We start from the raw sequence: 20,282 nt of genomic DNA on the forward strand, positions 1-20,282 counted from the left end.
TAAAATGAGTGGTACCGCGGAGTTTAAAACCCTTCGTCTCAAGATATTTGAGCGAAGGGTTTTTTATGTTTTAAAAGGTGGTGGTGGCAGTGGAAATAGACCTGGACGACCTTAAAAGAGAATACAGACTATCAATACCAAAGGAGGATATAACCAATGAGCAAGTTATATATATTCGATACCACCTTGAGAGACGGAGAGCAGTCCCTGGGGATAACCTTAAACGTTAAGGAGAAATTGGAGATAAGCCGTCAATTGGTGAAGCTGGGCGTAGATGTTATCGAAGCTGGTTTTCCCGCTTCTTCTCCCGGTGATTTGGATTCGGTGCGAACCATAGCCAGGCAAATCAAGGGGGTCTGTATATGCGGACTCTCCCGGGCAGTAGAGAAGGATATCGACATCTGCGCCGAAGCCTTGCGCGAGGCTGAGCAGCCTCGAATTCACACCGGAATAGCGGTGTCTCCGGTGCATATGGAAAAGAAGCTCAGGCTCTCGCCGCAGCAGGTAAGTGAGGCTAGCGTAGCTGCGGTTAAGCGGGCGCGCAAGTATGTCAGTGATGTTGAGTTTTATGCTGAGGATGCATTCCGCAGTGAGCCCGCCTTCCTGGTTGATATTATCCAAAAGGTCATCGCTGCCGGAGCCACGGTGGTAAACCTTCCCGACACGGTTGGTTATGCTACTCCATGGGAATATGGCGATCTGATAACCTATGTCATGGATAATGTGAAAAACATCGACCAGGCGGTGGTAAGTATCCACTGCCATAATGACCTGGGCATGGCTACCGCCAATTCGCTGGCCGGGATTAAGGCGGGAGCCCGCCAGGTGGAAGGAACTATCAACGGCATCGGGGAACGGGCAGGCAACACATCGCTGGAGGAAGTGATCATGGCCCTTTATAGCCAGCGCAGCACATTCGGGATTGATCTGGGGGTAAATACCAGGGAAATCGCTGCTACCAGCCGCATGGTAGCCAGAGTAACCGGGGTACCGGTACCGGCCCACAAAGCCATAGTAGGGGCCAACGCCTTCATGCACGCTTCCGGGATCCATCAGGATGGGGTTTTGAAGGAAAGGCAGACATATGAAATAATTGATCCGGAGGTGGTAGGGATACCCCGCAACCTGATCATATTAAGCGCCCGTTCAGGACGTCATGCCCTGCAGCACCGGCTGGAAGAACTCGGATACGCCGTTGCGCCGGAGGAGCTCAATGAGGTGTATGCCAGATTCCTGGGGTTGGCTGACAAAAAAGGGGAGGTTTATGATGAGGATCTGCATACCCTGATGGGCAACGCCGAACAAGAGACTAACGGCTTATTGATAAAGAGTGTTTCCGTCACCACCAATGGCGGATCGGCCCCAGCCTCAGCCACCGTAGTGCTGGAGATGAACGGAGAAACATATACCGATGCCGCCTGCGGCAATGGTCCGGTAGACGCAGTGTTTAAAGCTATTGACCGTATTGCCGGAAAGACCGTAAAACTGGAGGACTATACCCTGAAATCGGTCAGCCGGGGGGCGGAAGCACTGGGTGATGCAACCGTCAAGGTTCGTTACAGTAATATGATTATCATCGGGAAGGGAATCAGTACCGATATTTTTGAGGCCAGTGCCCGCGCCTATGTTAATGCTTTATCCAAAACCGATTATTTCAAAGCATAGCGGAAAGGCAACTCATGCCACGAGATTATAGCGGTACCTCGGAGTATGTGGCTAGCTCACAGGAACTGTCCCCAATGATGAAGTGAAGTGTAGCATAGCACTCCCGTCAGCACCGGCAAGGTGACCTATTGTCACCATGAGTGGCAAACGGCTTGAATATAGGAAAGGCCGGAAAAAGAAGAGGCCAAGGGGCAATGTTTCTGCTGGCAATGACGTTGGCGCTGGTCGGAAGATAGAGCTAAATGAAGATTGAAACAAATCCGGGTGGTTTTCCCCCGGATTTGTTTTTTATGTAAAGTGCAGTTGGAATGTGTAAAGTTATGTAGCATTATGTTATTATATATAGTGGTTTTTGGTTCCAACAAGAACTAACATAAAGGATATGGAATTCGTGGCAGACAATCAGAATATCCGTGGGGGGTGATCAAGCTTCAATTGCGTCAATACAGCCTATGCATGTTATTTCCAGGGATTTGTTGAGAAGAGCGCTAGTGCCGGTACTTTTGTATGTTGCCGGAGCAGCTGCAGGAGAACAAATAAGGAAAGGTTAGTGTTTTTATGAGGAAAACAAAATTAGGGGCCTTATTATTAGCTGCAATATTAATTGTAGGGTGTTTGACTCTGGTTGGTTGTGGTAATTCGCCGCAGAGTGGAAAACAGCCGGTTGACCCGTCCAAGACCTCGACCCCTGCTGTAGCGGATAAAGGGGATAGCCTGACTGTCTATAGCGGTGCCGGTTTGCGGGTGGCTATGGATGAAATCGGACAGGCTTTTGAACAGAAGTATGGGGTAAAGGTTAATTACAACTATGCCGGTTGTGCCCAGCTGCTGAGTCAGATGGAGCTTAGCAAGCAAGGTGATGTTTTTGTCGGCGGGTCGCTTAACGATATGGAAATAGCCACTCAGAAGGGCTTTACCAGTAAATATTATGAGGTGGTCTACCATATTCCGGCTATAGGCGTACCGAAGGGAAACCCTGCCCAGATAACATGTCTGGCAGATATGGCAAAACCAGGAGTGAAGCTGGTGCTGGGTGATGAGCAAAGCAATGCTATCGGTAAAAAAGGAGCCAAAATATTTGCCAAAAACGGGTTGCAGGAGGGTGTTAACAAGAATGTTGTAGCCCGGGATGCTACGGTTAATGAAATCGTAACCCATTTAGCCATGAAGCAGGGCGATGCCGGGTTGATCTGGGAAGACAACGGTTTTGGGGCCAAAGATATTGAAGTTGTCAGTATTCCCCCGGAGCAAAATGTGATTGACAAGGTACCGGTCTGTGTTTTAAGTTTTTCGGGAAAAACCGAGTTAGCCCAGAAGTTTGCTGATTATGTAATCTCCCCTGAAGGGAAAGCCCTTTTTGTAAAGCATGGCTTTAAACCTATTGAATAGCAAAGAGCCATTATAACCGGCATTACATCGCGTCTATTTTGAATACCCTAGGTTGAAAAACGGCAGGGAGGCTATAATGAAGCAGCGGACAGTATTATCGGAAAAAAAAGGCGGTGGACAGGGAGCGGCTGAGCAAGCGTCCATCCATGGCAAAGGTTCCTTTAAGGTAAGGAACCGGTTTTTTCAGAGCTTGGTAGTGTTGGTTATCGTTATACTGTTCATCTTTATCCTAGCCGCCCTGGCCAATATTGTATGGAAAGGCTCTGCCGGTCTGGTTTCAAGTTTAGCCAGCGCAGAGATCCGCTTTGCCATTCGTTTAAGCTTGCTTACCTCCGTTACCTCAACCTTGATATGTCTCGGATTAGCTTTACCTGTTGCTTATGGCCTGGAGCGTTTCAGATTTTTCGGCCAGGGATTTATTAATGTATTGTTGGAGATCCCCCTGTCCCTGCCGCCGCTGGTTTCCGGAGTAGCTTTGCTTCTGTTGTTTGGAAACACGGAGTTTGGAAGAGTTCTGGCTGAAAAGGGACTACAGTTTGTGTTTTCAGTAAATGGAGTTATTCTTGCACAGTTCTTTATAATAGTTCCTTACATGGTAAGGGTATTGCGCTCCACCTTTGCCGACATTAATCCCCGTTTGGAATTTGTGGCTCGTACTCTGGGTTGTTCCCAATGGGAAGCTTTTTACCGGATTACCATTCCCCTGGCTAAAAATGGTATCATAGCCGGGCTGGTTATCAGTTGGGCCCGGGCCGTTGGCGAATTCGGCTGTGCCTTGATGGTGGCCGGCGCCACCAGAATGAAAACGGAGACTCTGCCCGTGGCTCTCTTTTTAAATATGTCAATTGGTAATTTGGACATGGCTATGGCCGCAGCCACCTGTTTGATTGTTATATCGGTAACTGCGCTTTTGGTTTTTGAAATGCTGGGGAAAAGCAATAAGCATGATTCCCGGGTAAGTTTAAAGTCGGAGTAGTAGTAAATGATTTATTTAAAGAACATATCCAAACGTTTGGGTCAATTTAGTTTAAAGAACATCAGCTTAAATATTGAGAATAATGAGTATTTTGTTATACTGGGTCCCACCGGTACCGGCAAAACCGTCATTCTGGAACTAATTGCCGGTATGTATCTTCCCGACCAGGGGGAAATCTGGATAAGTGACGAAAACGTAACCCATAAGTATCCGGAGGAGCGACATATAGGTTTTGTATACCAGGACTATATGCTGTTTCCCCATCTGACCGTAGAGGATAATATCCTTTTTGGACTCAAGATTAAAAAGGCTTCGCCGGAGGTAATGAATTTTCGCCGGGATGAGATAACTGAACTGCTGGGAATAAAAGCGTTGCTTAAGCGTTATCCAGCTACCCTGAGCGGGGGAGAACAGCAACGGGTGGCAATTGCCCGGGCTCTGGTTACCCGGCCCCAAGTGTTGTTGCTGGACGAACCTTTGAGTGCCCTGGATCCACGCAGCCGTGAGCTTTTTCAGCAGGAGTTAAAAGCCATCCATGAGCAAATAAAAACCACTACTGTTCATATCACCCATGATTTTAATGAGGCCCTGGTTCTGGCTGACCGGGTAGGGATTATGAACAAAGGTGAGATGGTGCAGATTGGTACCCCGGAAGAAGTTTTTCAGAAACCGGGCTCTGAGTTTGTAGCCCAGTTTGTAGGGGTGGACAATATTTATAAGAGTGAAATCATGGCCCGGGGGGAAGATAAATTTGTTCACCTGAATAACCTTCCGCTGCGGGTGGTTTCGGATCTTAAGGGAAAGGTACGGGTTGCTATTCGGCCTGAGGATATAATAATTGCACGGGAGGCAATGGCTAGTAGTGCCCAAAATACGATTAAAGGGATAATAGTTGCAATTATGCCTCGGGGATCTTTATGTAAAGTTGTACTGGATGTAGGTATACCTATGGTTGCACTGGTTACCCGGCAGGCAGTCGGGGAACTTAACCTTACGGAAGGTCAACAGGTCTGGGCGGTTTTTAAAACTACTGCCGTACATGTATTTTAATTCTTGGGAAAGTCTTCAAATCAAGGGCAAGGTCATCTGGCCCAGGCTTAAGGGGAGAGCATTAAAGCGCACAACGAAGGTACTTCCGGTAGGGCTGGTATATGGTTGGATACTTGCTTCATGGCGCGCAACTATACTGAAACATATGGCCAGACCCAATCCGGTACCGTTATCCTTGGTGGTGACGAAGGGAGTTCCTAACTTTTCCAGCAATTCGCTGTCGATACCGTTTCCTTCATCTTGCACTGACAGGACTACTTGCTCTTCCTCCAGGCAGGTGCTAATGTGCACCCTGCCTCCGGCCTGCATGGCCTCCAAGCCGTTGCGAACCAGATTAAGCAGCAGCTGGCGGATTTCTTTTTCGTCCAGGAGCAGATCCGGGATTTCAGAGAGGTTCAGTATAATTGATTTATCTGCCAGCGTAGCATCGGCCTGAAGCAGGGGAAACAGAGCGGTTATTATGCTGTTTAAATTACGGGGCTGTAAATCGACCAGCTTATTCTTGGCCAGGGCTAAAAACTCGGTGATTATTGCATTTGCCCGTTCCAATTCCTCCAGCATAAGATTGAAATAGTGCTGATGCCTGGTGAAATCTTCGTCCTGGCTCAAAATCTGCAGGAATCCCTTTACCGTAGTCATGGGATTCCTTATCTCATGCCCGATTCCTGCTGCTATTTCGCCCACCGTATTAAGCTGGTCCAGCCGGGCCATCTCTTTTTGGATTTTTCGGTATTCGGAAATATCCTCCATGAGCAGCATGATACCGACCACGGTATCGTTTTCTCTGATCGGCGAGCTTTTAATCCGGACTAGAGCTTCACTGTCGTTCTTACGCTTTACAACGGTCTCAAATGTATCGGCTTCACCTTTGTTCAGACGCTCACGGATATACCGACCCGCCTTTTCATTATCGGCTCCCACGATAAAATCAATTACATTTTGGCCCAGCATTTCTTCAGGCTGATAACCGAGCTGTTTATAGACAGCCTGATTTATAAACGTTATACGCTGATTCAAATCGTAGATTACAAATACCTCGCTCATGGTATTTATCAGATAGTTGAGATAATCAAGCTGATGTTTAAGCTCCTGGGCACTGAAACGTAATTGGGCCTGACTGGCTCTCAGTTCCTCTTCCTCCCGTTTACGCTCACTGATATCGCGGGCGATGAACAGTAGTTGGGGATTGTCGCTTTCCCAGTTCATTACCTTGCCGTTAATCTCCATCCAGATATAGCTGCCGTCATTTTTTTTTATCCGGCACTGCATGCTGCCTTCACCTTTTTCCAGACCTTCCTGCAAATTTTGCTTTACCAAAGCCGAGTCATCTGGATGTACATACCTCATAAGCTGCCTGTTCTGCCAGCCGTCCTTGGGATATCCCAGCATTTGCTTTAAGGCCGGGTTTTGATAAAGACTGGTAAGGGTATGGGAATCTACAATAGAAATGCCGTCGTAAGCATTGTCCACTATCAGGCGATACTTCTCCTCCGAGTTCAGCAGGGCGATTTCCGCCTGTTTTTTCTCAGTGATATCGCGGGTTATAAGCAGAATATCGCCTGCAAATTCCCCTTCTTCAATAACTTTGCCTAAACTTTCCAGCCAGAGGTAGACGCCATCTTTATTATGTGCACGGTACTGAGTGGCATCGCTGCCCTTCTTTATACCTTCCTCAAGTTTTTTCATTACGGATAGCAAGTCTTCCGGATGCACATGCAGCAAACAGGATTTGCCCAGCAAATCTTCGTTAGTATAACCAACTACCCGCTCGTGGGATGGGCTCAGATATTTATGTTGGTAAGTTTCACGATCGATAATGGTGAACATATCGTAGGCATTTTCTGCAATCAGACGATACCTGGCTTCAGATGCTCTTAAAGACTCTTCGGCTTTTTTTTGCCGGGTAATGTCAGTTAAAAAGGCATAATAGTAGGATATATTACCCGACTCATCCAATCTTTGCAGAATAGACATATCGAGCACCAACCTGTTGCCATTCTGCAGAGGCCAGTCTTTTTCGTAGCGGTCGGTGCCGTTATGTTTTAATTCCTGCATGATCTCTGCCAGCGCTATGGAAGCACAATAATGGTTGGCTGCAGTTTTCCAGAGTGTAGGCTATTTTTTGCAGCATTTGTACTTCCCGGTTTTCTCTTTCACGGTTCCATTATTGCCTACAATAAGGCCTTTTTACAGCTTATAGGCCGCAGCGGAGAATATATTCGCCACCTTAACGATATAGAGCCTTCCTGGCAGGAATACTATGATAGCCAACCAGTGTTCAACTTCCCAACGGTCACTGGTTATTTCCAGGAAACGCTCATCGCAGATGCTGGAAAGATTCACGTAAATCTCACCGTTTTTTATGATAAGCGGGTGGCTGATGATAGCGTATTTTAATATCATAGGATCGGTTTTCCAACGGTCATACTGGCATAAGGCAACACAAGGATAATGGGGGAAGAGGTTGGTATTCATGCGGGAATTTGCCTCTATCATATTTTTGGCAGGGTCAAGCCCGGTTAAAGTGTATAAGGATTCACTGGTAAAACGTATGGCCGAGTAGCCTTCAGCCAGGCATTGTTCCAGGAACTGGACACAGAACTCCTGAATTTGCTCCAGGCGGTCAATGCTGCTTTCAGCAGGCAGAACACTTTTGTCCATAATTAACAATTGCCCCGAGTTTTCGTAACCGGCGGTATTTATACCTTCTTCCCGGAGGCAATCTATAATTTCTTGTTTTTTCCGGTGATTAAGTCCATAAATACACTTTTCGCCCCGTTTAAGTCCCTCCAAAATAAATGGAATAACGTTTTCTCGCCACTCGTTTTCAGACTCATAAATCAGGCAAGCATGATCATGCGGCTGTAATTTCAATACACCCAGATTTTTTGGTTGCATAGACATAATAAAAAAACCCCCGACTTAAATTGTTCATATTTTACAATTATAGATTATTTTATCATTTTAATCTTTTGTTTTGCCAGCTAAAACTTTAGTCAAATAATCACCTTCTTTACTAACTGGTCTAACCATAAAACGAGCCTGATTCGTTAACTTGGGTCTTATTGTATATAATAGGATTACGTCGATTTAAGCAGGGAGGATCATATGAAACCATATAGCCGGAAAAATAGTTTTAAAGCAGGACAGGGGCGGCAGACCTGCCTCTCCGTAACCGAACCCGGGGAGTTAATGAAGTTTCTAATCGCCAAGCTGCCTGATAAAGGCCGCAATAATATTAAGTCCTTGTTGACTCACCGTCAGATAATGGTGGATGGGCAGGTGGCTACCCGGTATAATCATCCTTTAGCGGTGGGGCAGGAGGTAATCATCAACTGGTCTCTGGTCAGGGATGAGAAGCCGGGTCGGGGCCCTCGGATTTTATATGAAGACGAGAGTATCATTGTAATTGATAAGCCGGCGGGACTTTTATCCATGGCTTCAGATAAAGAAAAAGAGCGTACTGCCTACCGTCAATTGACCGATTATGTTAGATTAAAGGATCCGGAAAAGCGAATATTTATTGTCCATCGGCTGGACCGTGATACTTCCGGGGTAATGCTTTTTGCCAAAAGCGAAGCAATAAAACGTTCATTGCAGGATAACTGGAAAGAGGTCGTAGTGGATCGGGCTTATGTAGCAGTGGTGGAAGGGCAGGTAGATAAAACGGAAGACGTGGTCAGATCCTGGTTAAAAGAAACCAAAACCCGGCTGGTATATTCCAGTTCTAACCCCGGAGACGGACAGGAAGCGGTAACCCGCTACAAGGTGCTGCAGGCAGGCGCCAGGTATTCCCTGCTGGAAATAAGGCTGGAAACAGGACGGAAGAATCAAATCCGGGTTCATATGAAAGATATGGGTCATAGTATCATAGGGGATAAAAAGTACGGTGCTGTTACCAACCCCATTGGCCGAGTAGGCCTTCATGCCCACATTCTCAGCTTTTATCACCCGGTAAGCGGGGAATTGATGCGTTTTGAAACGGAAGTGCCGAAAAAATTTACCGGACTGTTTAAATAATTAAGGCAGGGGGAACCCCCTGCCCTTAAAAGTATTAGTAACTGCTGGGATTTGGCCTTTTAGGCTTTCTGTGGTTGCGCGAGGCATTTTTTCCATAAGGCCTTTTGCCCCGGTTACCGATATAGGGCTCCTTAACTTTGATCGGGGGTGCTTCTGAGAGCAGTTGGGAGGAAATATTATCCGGCTGCCGGGTAATAAGTTTAAGAGCTGCCGATAACAGGGTAATAGAATCGTGCTCCTCCAATAAACTTTCCGCCAAGCTTTTATATTGCCCGATATCTTCATTTTCTACTACGGCAAGAAGATTTTCCACGCCTATACGTTGTAAACCTGCCAGAGCGTCATTAATAGTTGGTACCGGCTGACGCCCTATCTTTTGCCGCGTAAATTGCTCTATATATTTTAGATGACCGATTTCCCTTGGGGTAACCAGGGTGATGGCTTTACCGGTTTCGCCTGCCCGTCCCGTTCTTCCGATGCGGTGTACGTAGCTTTCCGGGTCCTGAGGAATATCAAAATTATAAATATGGGTAACGCCGCTAATATCCAGACCCCGCGCTGCTACATCGGTAGCTATGAGCAGTTCGGTCATGCCCGACTTGAACCGGTGCATTATCGTTTCTCTTCTGCTCTGAGTTAAATCACCATGAATGCCTTCGGCGGAATATCCGCGTTTGTTTAAGGCCTCGGCGATTTCATCCACCCGGCGTTTGGTTCGGCCAAAGACAATTGCCAGACCTGGATTATCTATATCCAGCAGGCGGCAGAGTACATCAAGCTTCTGGGTTTCGGGAGTTTCGATATAATACTGTTCAATATGGGATACCGTAACTTCCTGGGGCTTAATATGAATCATTTCCGGATTATTCATGAATTGGCCGGCCAGGGTCTGGATGTGCAGCGGTATGGTAGCTGAGAACAGAAGATTCTGCCTTCCGGCCGGCATCTGCTGCAAAATAACCTCAATATCCTCCCTAAAGCCCATATTGAGCATCTCATCAGCTTCATCCAAAACCACCATTTTGACCTGCTGGAGGCGGATAGTTTTTCTGCGCATATGATCCATAAGCCGTCCAGGAGTACCGACTATGATGTGAGGGCGATTTTTGAGGGCTCTAATCTGGCGCTCAATCTCTTGTCCCCCATAAATGGGGAGAGCGCGGATACTTTTATACTGTCCGATGCGATTAAGTTCTTCAGCTACCTGAATGGCCAGTTCCCGGGTAGGAGTAATAACTATACCCTGGATATGGTCTGAGTCCCGGTCACACCTCTCCACCAATGGTATACCATAGGCTGCCGTTTTACCCGTTCCCGTTTGTGCCCTTCCTATAAGGTCTCGACCCGCCAAAGCCAGAGGGATGGTTTCTTTTTGTATGGGAGTTGTTTCTTCAAACCCCATGTTGCTGAGTGCTTTAAGGATATGATGGTCAATGTTCAGTTGCTCAAATGTTATCAATTCGATATAGTTCCCCTTTTCTGCAATTTTTTAAGCCGTGATACCATTACTTTTACCAGCTTGAGGGCAGGAAATACAGATAACAGTATCAGTTTGATTATAGATTATTATATACCGACACCACAATGCGCTAGATTCTATCTGGCAAAGCTTTACAGCTTGCAAATCAGGGGAAAAGCAGGTACAATAAATGAGCCATAGAAGAAAAATATTTGCCGTGCTAGATGGGGAATTAGCGGTGCCCTGTAACCTGCAACCCGCTATAGCAGGGTCGAATTCCTGAGCTGAGGGTCTATCCTGTAAGGTCTGGCTTGAATAAGTGGCTGAGAAGTTTGGGTCCGGCGCAACGGGACATCTTGAACCGTGTCAGGTCCGGAAGGAAGCAGCACTAAGGGATTAACCCCGTGTGACGCAGGGTAGCCTGAATGGAGTTAACTGTTCAAGTAACGCTTGGAGGGTATTCTCGAAGCCAGGTGCACGGCAATTAATAATTTATTATGAATGGAACTCATACGTCGGCTTGAATATTTAAACGCGGATACCGCGGATTTTTGTTTTTAGATTGAGTTTTTATCATCATAATGCGGAAAGCAGGTTAAGCCTGCTATTTTTGTATTATAGAGCAGGAAAGAACGGTTTAAATCAAGAACTCCTTGTTATTGCAACCTGGCTGAAAGGAAGAGATATTATGGCTTACCTGGCGTTATACCGTGCCTGGCGCCCTCAGCGCTTCGCCGAGGTGGTAGGGCAGGAAAAAACCGTTACGGCTCTGTGCAATGCCATCAAAGAAGGGCGCTTGACCCATGCCTATCTTTTTTCTGGCCCCCGGGGAACCGGCAAGACCAGTATTGCTAAAATTGTGGCCAAGGCCCTTAATTGTGAGCATATAGCGGAGGGGGAGCCCTGTAACGCCTGCTCCTCCTGTACGGATATAAATAGCGGCAATTTCATGGATGTCATTGAAATCGATGCTGCCTCCAACCGGGGTATAGATGAAATCCGGGACCTGCGGGAAAAAGTACGGGTCTTGCCGGCCCAGGGCAAGAAAAAGGTATATATTATCGATGAAGTCCATATGCTCACTACCGAGGCCTTTAACGCCCTGCTGAAAACCCTGGAGGAACCGCCCGATTCCGTCATATTTATATTGGCTACCACCGAGCCGCAGAAGATTCCGGATACTATTCGTTCCCGTTGCCAGTCTTACAGTTTCCGGCGTCTGACCGGGCCGGAGATACTTAATCGACTGCAGCAGGTAGCAGAAAATGATGGTATAGAACTGGACCGGGAAGCAGGTCAGCTCATTGCCCGACGTGCCAATGGAGGCCTGCGCGACGCCCTCAGTACCCTGGATCAGATTTATTCCTACAAAGGCAAAATGATTGGCAAGGAAGATGTGCTGGACGTGTTGGGATTGGTGGATGAATTGTATCTGGCCCAACTGGTGGAAAAGGTATTGGAGCAGGATACGGCCGATATAATAGCGATGCTGGCAGCGGCGCTGGGAGAAGGAAAAGAGGCCCAGCAGCTGGCGCGGGAAAGCGCACTTTACTTAAGGGATCTGCTCTTATACACGGTGCTGGGCGATGAAGCCGACTTTATAGTAGTAACCGAATCAGCCCGGCCATTCCTGGCACAGCAGAAGTCCAGGGCTCAGCGGGGGCAAATTTTGCAGGCTCTGCGGCTAATGATGGATACGGCTGATAAATTAAGGTTTAGCGAAGGCAACCGATTTATTCTCGAAGTAGCCTTTCTGCAGTTGGCGGAGATTTTTAGCAGGGCAGATACCAAGCCCCGGCAGGTACAGGCAGAAGTCAGGCCTCCCCGGCCGGGTGGAAAGAATGATAAGGATGATGCCCGGGGGATGCTGTGGAACCGGCTGTTAGCCGGGGTCAAAGAGCAAAAGGTTCCCACCCATGCCCTGCTGTCCCAGGGAAAACTGCTGGGAGCACGTGATGACGTTCTCTATATAGGCTATAAAAAAGGATACCGTTTCCATAAAGAACGCATGGAGGAGAGGCCTAACCGCGAACTGGTGGAAAGTGTAGCCCGGGATATCTTAAAAAAAGAAGTGCAAATAGAGTTTATTTTCCTGGACGATGAACAATATAATGATATTATTGTAAAAAAAGCCATTGAATATTTTGGCGAGGATATCGTAGAAATAAAGGATTAGGAGGAATGTGTCAATGAAATTCAACCCTGGCGGCGGATCTATGAACAAAATGATAAAACAGGCCAAGCAGGTACAGGAGCAGATTGTAAAAATGCAGGAGGAGCTGCAGCAAAGGGAAATTGAAACCTCTGCCGGCGGCGGGGCCATTACGGTCAGGGTAAACGGCAAGCAGGAATTATTGGCCATTAAAATCAAACCCGAGGTAGTAGACCCGGAAGACATCGAAATGCTGGAAGACCTGGTTATGGCCGCCGTCAATGAAGGAATCCGGCAGTCCCAGGAAATGGTTTCCACCGAAATGGCCAAAATCACCGGCGGCTTCAACATCCCCGGACTATAGTCAAATAATAACCATAGATCTGCGATGTTAAATAACTGCTTTGCCAAATAATTTTTTGATGCGGAATATGGGAAATCAATTAGGAATAACGCGGAAAAATTTCTTTAAAAAATCCGTGTAGCCCTTATTAATCAGCTGCATTAATAGTGAGCGGCAGCGAGCATCAGTGGGCCCTATGGGTGCGTGATCCGCGTCTGTTTTCTAATTAATCTGTGTAATTCTGTGGTTCCTAAATCCCGTAATCTCCATATAAATACTACTCAGGAGGTCCGAAATGAGACTTGCCCGGCCGCTGGAAAATCTTATCGATAATTTGCTCAAACTTCCCACTATCGGGCCCAAGACTGCGCAGAGGCTGGCTTTGTATATATTAAAGATGCCGGCTGCAGAGGCCCGGCAGTTGGCCCAGGCCATAATTGATGCCCGGGAAAAAGTTTTTCCCTGCTCTCACTGCGGGTACCTTACCGATAGCGACCCCTGTTTTATATGTCAGGATGAAACCCGGGAGAAAAGCATGCTGTGTGTGGCCGAAGAGGCCAGTGATATTATTGCCATGGAGCGTACCGGATACCGGGGCAGATACTATGTTTTAAACAAAAACTTCAACCTCATGGATGACAATAATTTAGAGGACTTGAAGCTGGACTCATTTATAAGCCAGTTGGCTTCCGGGGAAGTAAAAGAAGTAGTACTGGCCCTTAACCCGGATATTGAGGGGGAAGTAATGTCGCGCTATCTGGCCGGGCTGGCTGCCAGCCACGGGGTCAAAGCCACCCGCCTGGCGCATGGCCTGCCGGTAGGCGGAGACATCGAATTTGCGGATGAAATCACCCTGCGCCGGGCTCTGGAAGGCCGTAAAGAAATATAACATAAAATTGAACCTCATGGCATAGGATGGGTAACATACTAAGATATGCCAGGAGGTTTTTCTATGGGAATATGGTCCAGGCTGTATAGCCAGTTCCTTGCTTACCGGATTTTGGGTGATGATCGCCCGGATAAGCAGGACTACTCCGATAAGCAATTATTAAAGCAGGCTCATCTGGAACTCATGTGTGCGCATAATATGTTTGCCAGGATGCTGGACGAAGACATGGTGGACTGTGCCATCTTCAGCATCAACGCTGCAGAAAAGCGTTACAATTACCTGATTAAACAAATAAAACAGGAGCGCTACTCCCGGAAGAATACGACTATGATTGGCCAGTTAGGCGGAAACGGGGTGGAATAATGGAGATGCTGAATGTAATCATAGCGGCGCTTTTTTTATTGATTATCATCTACATAGTGGCCCAGGTGTTCATCAAACCGGTAAAATTGCTCTGGAAGCTGGCAATAAACTCTGTAGTAGGCTTGGTTTTGTTATTGTTGGTCAATTATCTGGGGGCGTTTTTTGAGTTTTCCCTGCCGGTAAATATCATAAGTGTTTTGATTGCTGGCTTTTTAGGTATACCCGGTGTTCTTCTGCTCATCTGCCTGCAATTGTTGATGCAGTAAATATCCTTTAAAATGAGATTTTTAAAAAAGGCCGTAGTCGGCCTTTTTTATTTTTGATAAAGATAATTAATAAAGCAAACCATATTAACATAATTAAAACAAATCTTAATCTAAAATTAACAAAAAAATAGTGCATTCATATAAGTAAAAAGTGTATTATTAAATTTAATCTTTATTGTGAGCAAGATTCTGGATTTAAAATAGTGCATTTAATTAACCGTCAAGGATTAAATGTGAGTATTATTTGTCCAAATCATATTATTATTGACTCATAATTAAGACCTATTTTATACTAATAACAATTACAATATTTAGACCTGCAGGAGGTGTTTGCTTTTAGTCCAGAAATTCCGGCAAAGGTTGTAGAAGCATATGTTGGAGAGTACGCCAGTGGTAAAAGCGAATTATCTATAAACAGGGCTCTAGATCTTAAAATCCAGGGACATATGGTAACCTTGGTAGACCTGGACACGGTAGAGCCTTTTTATACTTTAAGACCAATAAAAAAAATCCTGGAAGAAAAAGGCCTCACCGTTATCAGTTATTCCAGGGAAAATGCCTTTGGCCTAGGGGAAACCGGAGCCATGCTCAATCCCGCAGCCAGATGGGCACTGTGGCGCGAAGGGGATATAATCCTTGATATCGGCTACGGTGTTTTCGGCGCCCAAACCCTAAACCTGGTTGAGGGAGCCAATGAATCGGCGGAATTGCGCGTTATTGCGGTAATTAATTATACCCGCCCCATGACTGATAGCCAGGAAAGAATACTAGAATATATCAACCATCTGGGTAGAGTAGATGCCATAGTAGCCAACACTCATCTGGGAGACCAGACTACAACTGATATCATCAAAAAGGGAACCCAGGAGATACTGGCCGTAGCACAAAAGCTAAGTATCCCAGTGGATTATTTGGCCGTAGATGAAAATATGATGGGTTTGATTAAGCAAGAAGAATTTGAGGTTCCAGTCAAGTTTATACACAGATACATGCCACAGGCTTTATGGTAACCCAATTTGCTGCAATCTAGCTTATAAGACAAAAATGGGAGGTGTTCAATATAAATGCAGAAGGTCATCACCGAGACTAAAAAAGCATTTATGACTGGTAATGAAACCGCAGCCTGGGCGGCACTGGTTTCTGGCGCTGATGTTATGTTTGGCTATCCGATTACTCCCCAGAATGAAATAATGCATTACTGGACCCGTCTGGCTCCCCGGTATGAAAGGAGTTTTCTCCAAACCGAAGACGAAATCTCCGCCGGATTTACTGTTTGCGGAGCAGTCCAGAGCGGCAAAAAGGCTTTTACCGCTACGGCTGGCCCAGGTAACGTCCTAATGCAGGAGCCCTTTGGTATGGCAGAGGGTATGAGGCTGCCTCTGGTTGCTGTAATCCAGCAACGAGGAGGTCCTTCTTCGGGGACCGTAGTTTATTCCCAGCAGGAAGTAACCCTGACCACCTTTGGAGGTAATGGGGAAGGGCACCGTATCGTATACTCCACTGCTACTCATCAGGAAATATACGATTATATTATTAAGGGCTTTAATACGGCTTGGAAATACAGATTCCCCACCTTTATTCTGGGAGACGGCTACCAGGCCAAAATGAGAGAACCACTGGAAATGTATGATCCCGGAGACCGGGGCATTAAAATGGTCGATACCTATCCTCTGGTTGGGGTAGAAGGCAGTATTGCCGCCTCCCAGCGGGATCCCCAACACCTGTGTAATATCTATAGCCTGGAAGAAGAGCTCTATGAAATAGTCATGAAGTATTCTGCTGAATTTGAAGCCATTAGCCCCGAAGTAGTGGAATATGAGGAAAAAGAATGCGATGATGCTGAAATAATAGTAGTATCCCATGGGGTAGTTTCACGGGCAGCTGATGATGCCGTTAAAGTTCTGCGTGCCCAGGGCATCAAAGTTGGGTATTTCCGACCTATAACCTTAAGGCCTTATCCGGAAAACCAACTGCGGGAAGCAATAGCTAAAAGCGGGGCCAAAAAACTGCTGGTGGCCGAATCCGCTTACGGGCAATTGTACCGTTTAACCAGGCAGGAAATTTACGGAGAAACCGTAAATATAGAAACCTTGTTTATGCCCGGGGTTGGAATTATTGATTACGACATTATTAATAAAGTAAAGAGCATTATATAAGGAAGGGGGTATATTGAAATGGAAAATGTAGCACCCGCAACACCGAAATCATGGTATTTGCCATCCAAACCGCATAAATTCTGCCCGGGCTGCGGACACGGGATTGTGTTAAAAGCCCTGGGTGAAGTGATAGATGAACTGGAGATACAGGATAAAACCATATTTGGCTGTGACATAGGCTGTTCATTATTATCGTGGGACTTTTTTGCCTGTGACAGTACTCAGACACACCATGGCAGGACCACTCCGGTTATGGTAGGCATAAAAAGAGCCCGGCCGGAACTTATCACTATAGGGTATATGGGTGACGGAGGCGGATATTCCATCGGCTCCCAGCATCTGCTTAATGCAGCGGTGAGAAACGAAAAGGTTACCCTGATACTGGTCAACAATACCAATTACGGCATGACCGGAGGACAGATGGCGCCCACCACCCTTCCCGGACAAAAAACAGAAACCACTCCCTTCGGGCGGGACCCGGAATTGACCGGCTATCCGACCAAAGGGCCGGAATTCGTGGCCCAGCTTACCCCTGACAATGCTTATGTAGCCCGGGCAACCGTATCCAAATACAAGCAGCTGAAAAGATTCTTGAGAAATGCCTTGCGCAATCAAATAGAAGGTAATGGGTTCTCCTTTGTGGAGGTTCTTTCTACCTGTCCCACCAACTGGAGAACAAATGCTCAACAGACCTGGCATTTCCTGGAAGATGAGATGGAGCAGTATTTCCCGGTGGGAGAACTGAAAAGCCCCTTCGGAAAGGGGGATAAGTAAAATGGCTTTATTAAGAATAGCGCTGGCTGGTGAAGGCGGACAGGGAGTACAATCGGTAGCGGAGATACTGGCGGAGGCTGCTTATAATGAGCAAAAGCAAACAATATATATCCCCAACTTTGGCCTGGAGCAAAGGGGGGGCGTATCCATCGCCTTTATTCAGGTCAGTGACGAGAGAATAGGCGCCCCCAAATTCAATAAAGCGGATGTGGTTATCGCCCTGAGTGAAAGGGCTGTTGGGAGGACGGCAAATTATTCCGACCAGAACACCCTGTTTGTTTATGACACCGGGTTCAAGGTAGATTCGGGTGACTTGCCCCGGGAGGCTAAGAAAATCATTGGTTTACCAGCCATTGACACTGCTAATCAGCAGTTACACCCCCGGGTCTTCAACATTATTATTATGGGTGCGGTGATCGGGCTTACCAATATGGTAGCATTTGAAGCAGCCAAAGAAGCCCTGGAGCATAAACTGGGTTATAAATTTGAAAAGAATCCAAACTTGAGAGAGCTTAACTTCAAGGCGCTGGAACTGGGTAAAAAAATGGCTGAAGAGTCCCTGAAGGAAGGGGTGTTTTAATATGGGTAGAGAATTGAAGCCAATAACCTTCCCCCTGGAAAAAGCAATTTTTCATATATTCCCGGATTACTGCAAAGGCTGCGGCCTGTGTAAAGAAAAGTGCCCTAACGGTGTCCTGGTATGGTCGGATAAGTTGGGTGTGTACGGCACCCCTACGGTAAAGCCCAAGGATGAGGACAGTTGCATAGCCTGCAACATATGTGAAATGGTATGCCCCGACTGTGCCATTCTGGTAGAAAAAATTCGCCAGAAAAAAGCGCTATAGTATAAAAAACTGAACTGCTCCCTGTCAAGGAGACAGATAAAAACGAAATAGTAAAGAAAAGTGTCTCAATGATGTACTGGAATGGTCGGAAAATGGGTGTCTATAGTAACGTATACGGTGAAGCCAAAAGATGGAGACAGCGGAATAGCCTGTAATATTTGTGAAATGATCTGCCCCGATTGCACTATATTAGTAAATTGGCTAAAAAAGAGGGGCACTTAATAATATCATTTATAAAAGACGGCTTAATGGTTTATGTCAATCCCAAATAACCAAGCCGTCTTTTTATTTTACGAATTATGGAAAATTTGGGTTGACAAAACCAAAAAAGGCGACATAATTGGAATAGGGGTGGGTGTCAAATAATGACAATGGAGGTGAAGACTAACGGTTAATTAAAAACTCATTTAATTCACTAAGTTAAGGAGGGTTATATAATGTTTAAACGTATTGTCTCAACTGCGTGTATTATTATGATATTAATATTAGTTTGTTCAACGCCAGCTTTTGCGGCGAGAAAATTATTGTCGGTAACAGCAGTCACTCAAGCGCAAAGTATGTGGTGCTGGGCTGCGTGCGATAAAAGTATAATTCAATTCTGCAAAGGTTCATCACCAAGTCAGTCAGACGAGGCAACCTTTCTTTTCGGAAGTCCCATAAATCAAGGAGCAACAACTGACCAGATTAGAAGTGTATTAACAAATTGGCAGGTATCTAGTTCGCGCCAATTTAATCCGCTTTCTTATACTGCAGTTGTATCTCAAATCAATAATGACCATCCAATACTTACAGTATTAGATCCTCTTTCTGGAGCTTTCCACAATAATGTAATTAGAGGTTATGATACATCTAATGATACAGTCCTATTTTTTGATCCATCAAACGGAAGCTACCACGCCCAGCAATATACGAAGTATTGCAGTGGTACCCATTGGGATAATCAATACTATAATTGGATCCATAGTATATTCAGTTGTCAATAGAAGATTCATTAAGGAGTTGAGTTAAATGCGAAAGATGGGATTAGCAGGAAGCTTGCTGATACTTGCTATATTGCTTATAACTGGAATAAGCTATGCTGTTTCCGCCGAAGAACAGGCACGGATATGTGCTGAAGAAAGTTTAGACTTTTTCAGAAGCACGATGGAAGCTTATTATAGAGATTTTAATTTTTTCAGCCAGGAAGATGTAAAGCTAGCGGAGTTAGGGACTCCAATTCCCAGATTTAATATTAATGATCTAGATATGTATGACCATCTAATTAACCAAGTTAAACCTGCTATTTTTTATGTGTTCCCGGTTATGGTAGATGGGGAGCCCGTCACTGACCTGACTGTTGTGTTAGAAAACGGAAAATGGGAGAAAGTGGACGTTGGCGGCAATCTATGCCAGACCATTTATGATGTATCCAAACGAGAAGGATTTGATGTAGCGGATGCCAAAATATTAGGATTTGCCGGAGAAACCTTTGTATTAAACAATAAGGACGGAAAGAACTTTGGATATATACCTTTTTATGATGATCCTGAGTATGGGCTAAAATCAAAGGAATTGATGTCTTCTGACAAATTAAAATCAGTTTTAGGGGAAAAAGTTGAAAAGATGTCTAAGATTAATAAAGGACTAAATCCGGAGGAAGGGGTATCGGGGAGTATGAAGACTGATATATCCGCACCATTTAAACAGGAAAACATTTTTTTACGTTTAGCAAACTACATTCATTTTATACTAAAGAAGTAAAAAGGATCCTGTAATAAACTCACTGGGGTAAAGGAAGTTGACCTACTTTTTGTATCATAATCAGCATTTAATAAATGAGGGACATCTTTCTGACAGTAGGGATTTTCCTCCTCCTGATAAATCTGTTTACCCCATCAGCCTTTAGCTAAGAGCTTATGGAAACAGTAAATCTGTTGTCAAATTATAAACTTAGAT

Annotated in this window: 20 protein-coding genes, 1 other RNA gene and 1 other annotated feature (1 of these 22 only partly in view); of the genes, 18 read left to right on the plus strand and 3 right to left on the minus strand. The window is 45.7% G+C overall.

What is annotated here, in order from left to right; genetic code table 11:
* Positions 1 to 44: a binding site (T-box leader), on the plus strand (it extends 212 nt beyond the left edge of the window).
* 112 nt (positions 45 to 156) lie between these two features.
* The 4 genes from ACU70B_RS00125 to wtpC all read left to right on the plus strand — a co-directional run bounded on the left by ACU70B_RS00125 (position 157) and on the right by wtpC (position 5,080).
* The gene (locus ACU70B_RS00125) at positions 157 to 1,665 is read left to right on the plus strand and encodes a 2-isopropylmalate synthase (protein WP_447184344.1); all 1,509 of its coding nucleotides are present in this window, start codon (positions 157 to 159) and stop codon (positions 1,663 to 1,665) included.
* Between the two features lie 558 nt (positions 1,666 to 2,223).
* On the plus strand, positions 2,224 to 3,054 hold the full coding sequence (modA, locus tag ACU70B_RS00130) for a molybdate ABC transporter substrate-binding protein (protein ID WP_447184345.1): 831 nt from the start codon (positions 2,224 to 2,226) through the stop codon (positions 3,052 to 3,054).
* 76 nt (positions 3,055 to 3,130) lie between these two features.
* Positions 3,131 to 4,030, plus strand: coding sequence for an ABC transporter permease (locus ACU70B_RS00135; protein ID WP_447184346.1), 900 nt, complete (start codon positions 3,131 to 3,133; stop codon positions 4,028 to 4,030).
* Positions 4,031 to 4,036: 6 nt separating this feature from the next.
* Positions 4,037 to 5,080 carry a tungstate ABC transporter ATP-binding protein WtpC gene (gene wtpC, locus ACU70B_RS00140; protein WP_447184347.1) on the plus strand — a complete coding sequence of 348 codons (1,044 nt, stop codon included), beginning with the start codon at positions 4,037 to 4,039 and terminating at the stop codon, positions 5,078 to 5,080.
* A gap of 15 nt (positions 5,081 to 5,095) precedes the next feature.
* On the opposite strand, the gene ACU70B_RS00145 is transcribed toward wtpC, so the two are convergent.
* Both ACU70B_RS00145 and ACU70B_RS00150 read right to left on the minus strand, forming a co-directional pair.
* Complete coding sequence (locus tag ACU70B_RS00145) at positions 5,096 to 7,135, minus strand: PAS domain-containing protein (RefSeq protein ID WP_447184348.1); 2,040 nt, start codon at positions 7,133 to 7,135, stop codon at positions 5,096 to 5,098.
* A gap of 132 nt (positions 7,136 to 7,267) precedes the next feature.
* Positions 7,268 to 7,984, minus strand: a complete 717-nt coding sequence (locus ACU70B_RS00150) for an MEDS domain-containing protein (protein WP_447184349.1) — start codon at positions 7,982 to 7,984, stop codon at positions 7,268 to 7,270.
* Positions 7,985 to 8,188: 204 nt separating this feature from the next.
* Between ACU70B_RS00150 and ACU70B_RS00155 the strand changes: the two genes are divergently transcribed.
* Positions 8,189 to 9,100, plus strand: coding sequence for an RluA family pseudouridine synthase (locus ACU70B_RS00155; protein WP_447184350.1), 912 nt, complete (start codon positions 8,189 to 8,191; stop codon positions 9,098 to 9,100).
* 34 nt (positions 9,101 to 9,134) lie between these two features.
* Here ACU70B_RS00155 and cshA read toward each other — a convergent pair whose 3' ends face one another.
* Positions 9,135 to 10,559, minus strand: a complete 1,425-nt coding sequence (gene cshA / locus ACU70B_RS00160; RefSeq protein WP_447184351.1) for a degradosome RNA helicase CshA — start codon at positions 10,557 to 10,559, stop codon at positions 9,135 to 9,137.
* A gap of 215 nt (positions 10,560 to 10,774) precedes the next feature.
* Between cshA and ffs the strand changes: the two genes are divergently transcribed.
* The 13 genes from ffs (at position 10,775) to ACU70B_RS00225 (ending at position 20,087) form a co-directional block, all read left to right on the plus strand.
* An RNA gene (gene ffs, locus ACU70B_RS00165) (signal recognition particle sRNA large type) lies at positions 10,775 to 11,040 on the plus strand.
* Between the two features lie 207 nt (positions 11,041 to 11,247).
* Positions 11,248 to 12,735, plus strand: a complete 1,488-nt coding sequence (gene dnaX / locus ACU70B_RS00170; protein ID WP_447184352.1) for a DNA polymerase III subunit gamma/tau — start codon at positions 11,248 to 11,250, stop codon at positions 12,733 to 12,735.
* Between the two features lie 13 nt (positions 12,736 to 12,748).
* A complete protein-coding gene (locus ACU70B_RS00175; protein WP_447184353.1) occupies positions 12,749 to 13,075 on the plus strand; it encodes a YbaB/EbfC family nucleoid-associated protein in 327 nt (108 codons plus the stop codon).
* 274 nt (positions 13,076 to 13,349) lie between these two features.
* Positions 13,350 to 13,943 carry a recombination mediator RecR gene (gene recR / locus ACU70B_RS00180; RefSeq protein ID WP_447184354.1) on the plus strand — a complete coding sequence of 198 codons (594 nt, stop codon included), beginning with the start codon at positions 13,350 to 13,352 and terminating at the stop codon, positions 13,941 to 13,943.
* 63 nt (positions 13,944 to 14,006) lie between these two features.
* Positions 14,007 to 14,306: a DUF2508 family protein gene (locus tag ACU70B_RS00185; protein ID WP_447184355.1), complete on the plus strand. Its 300-nt coding sequence runs from the start codon at positions 14,007 to 14,009 to the stop codon at positions 14,304 to 14,306.
* Positions 14,306 to 14,572, plus strand: coding sequence for a pro-sigmaK processing inhibitor BofA family protein (locus tag ACU70B_RS00190; RefSeq protein ID WP_447184356.1), 267 nt, complete (start codon positions 14,306 to 14,308; stop codon positions 14,570 to 14,572). Before ACU70B_RS00185 ends, ACU70B_RS00190 begins: the two co-directional genes overlap by 1 nt.
* A gap of 326 nt (positions 14,573 to 14,898) precedes the next feature.
* Positions 14,899 to 15,582, plus strand: coding sequence for a hypothetical protein (locus ACU70B_RS00195; protein ID WP_447184357.1), 684 nt, complete (start codon positions 14,899 to 14,901; stop codon positions 15,580 to 15,582).
* A gap of 54 nt (positions 15,583 to 15,636) precedes the next feature.
* Positions 15,637 to 16,728 carry a ferredoxin oxidoreductase gene (locus ACU70B_RS00200; protein ID WP_447184358.1) on the plus strand — a complete coding sequence of 364 codons (1,092 nt, stop codon included), beginning with the start codon at positions 15,637 to 15,639 and terminating at the stop codon, positions 16,726 to 16,728.
* Between the two features lie 18 nt (positions 16,729 to 16,746).
* Positions 16,747 to 17,502 carry a thiamine pyrophosphate-dependent enzyme gene (locus ACU70B_RS00205; RefSeq protein ID WP_447184359.1) on the plus strand — a complete coding sequence of 252 codons (756 nt, stop codon included), beginning with the start codon at positions 16,747 to 16,749 and terminating at the stop codon, positions 17,500 to 17,502.
* A 1-nt stretch (position 17,503) separates the two neighbouring features.
* Entirely contained in the window at positions 17,504 to 18,082 is a 579-nt protein-coding gene (locus tag ACU70B_RS00210; protein ID WP_447184360.1) for a 2-oxoacid:ferredoxin oxidoreductase subunit gamma family protein, read from the plus strand.
* 1 nt (position 18,083) lies between these two features.
* A complete protein-coding gene (locus ACU70B_RS00215) occupies positions 18,084 to 18,347 on the plus strand; it encodes a 4Fe-4S dicluster domain-containing protein (RefSeq protein ID WP_447184361.1) in 264 nt (87 codons plus the stop codon).
* A 437-nt stretch (positions 18,348 to 18,784) separates the two neighbouring features.
* Positions 18,785 to 19,330 (plus strand): papain-like cysteine protease family protein, encoded by a 546-nt coding sequence (locus ACU70B_RS00220; RefSeq protein WP_447184362.1) that lies wholly within the window; start codon positions 18,785 to 18,787, stop codon positions 19,328 to 19,330.
* A gap of 25 nt (positions 19,331 to 19,355) precedes the next feature.
* Positions 19,356 to 20,087, plus strand: a complete 732-nt coding sequence (locus ACU70B_RS00225; RefSeq protein WP_447184363.1) for a hypothetical protein — start codon at positions 19,356 to 19,358, stop codon at positions 20,085 to 20,087.
* Positions 20,088 to 20,282 lie beyond the last annotated feature (195 nt).

The organism is Syntrophomonas curvata (assembly GCF_052976825.1).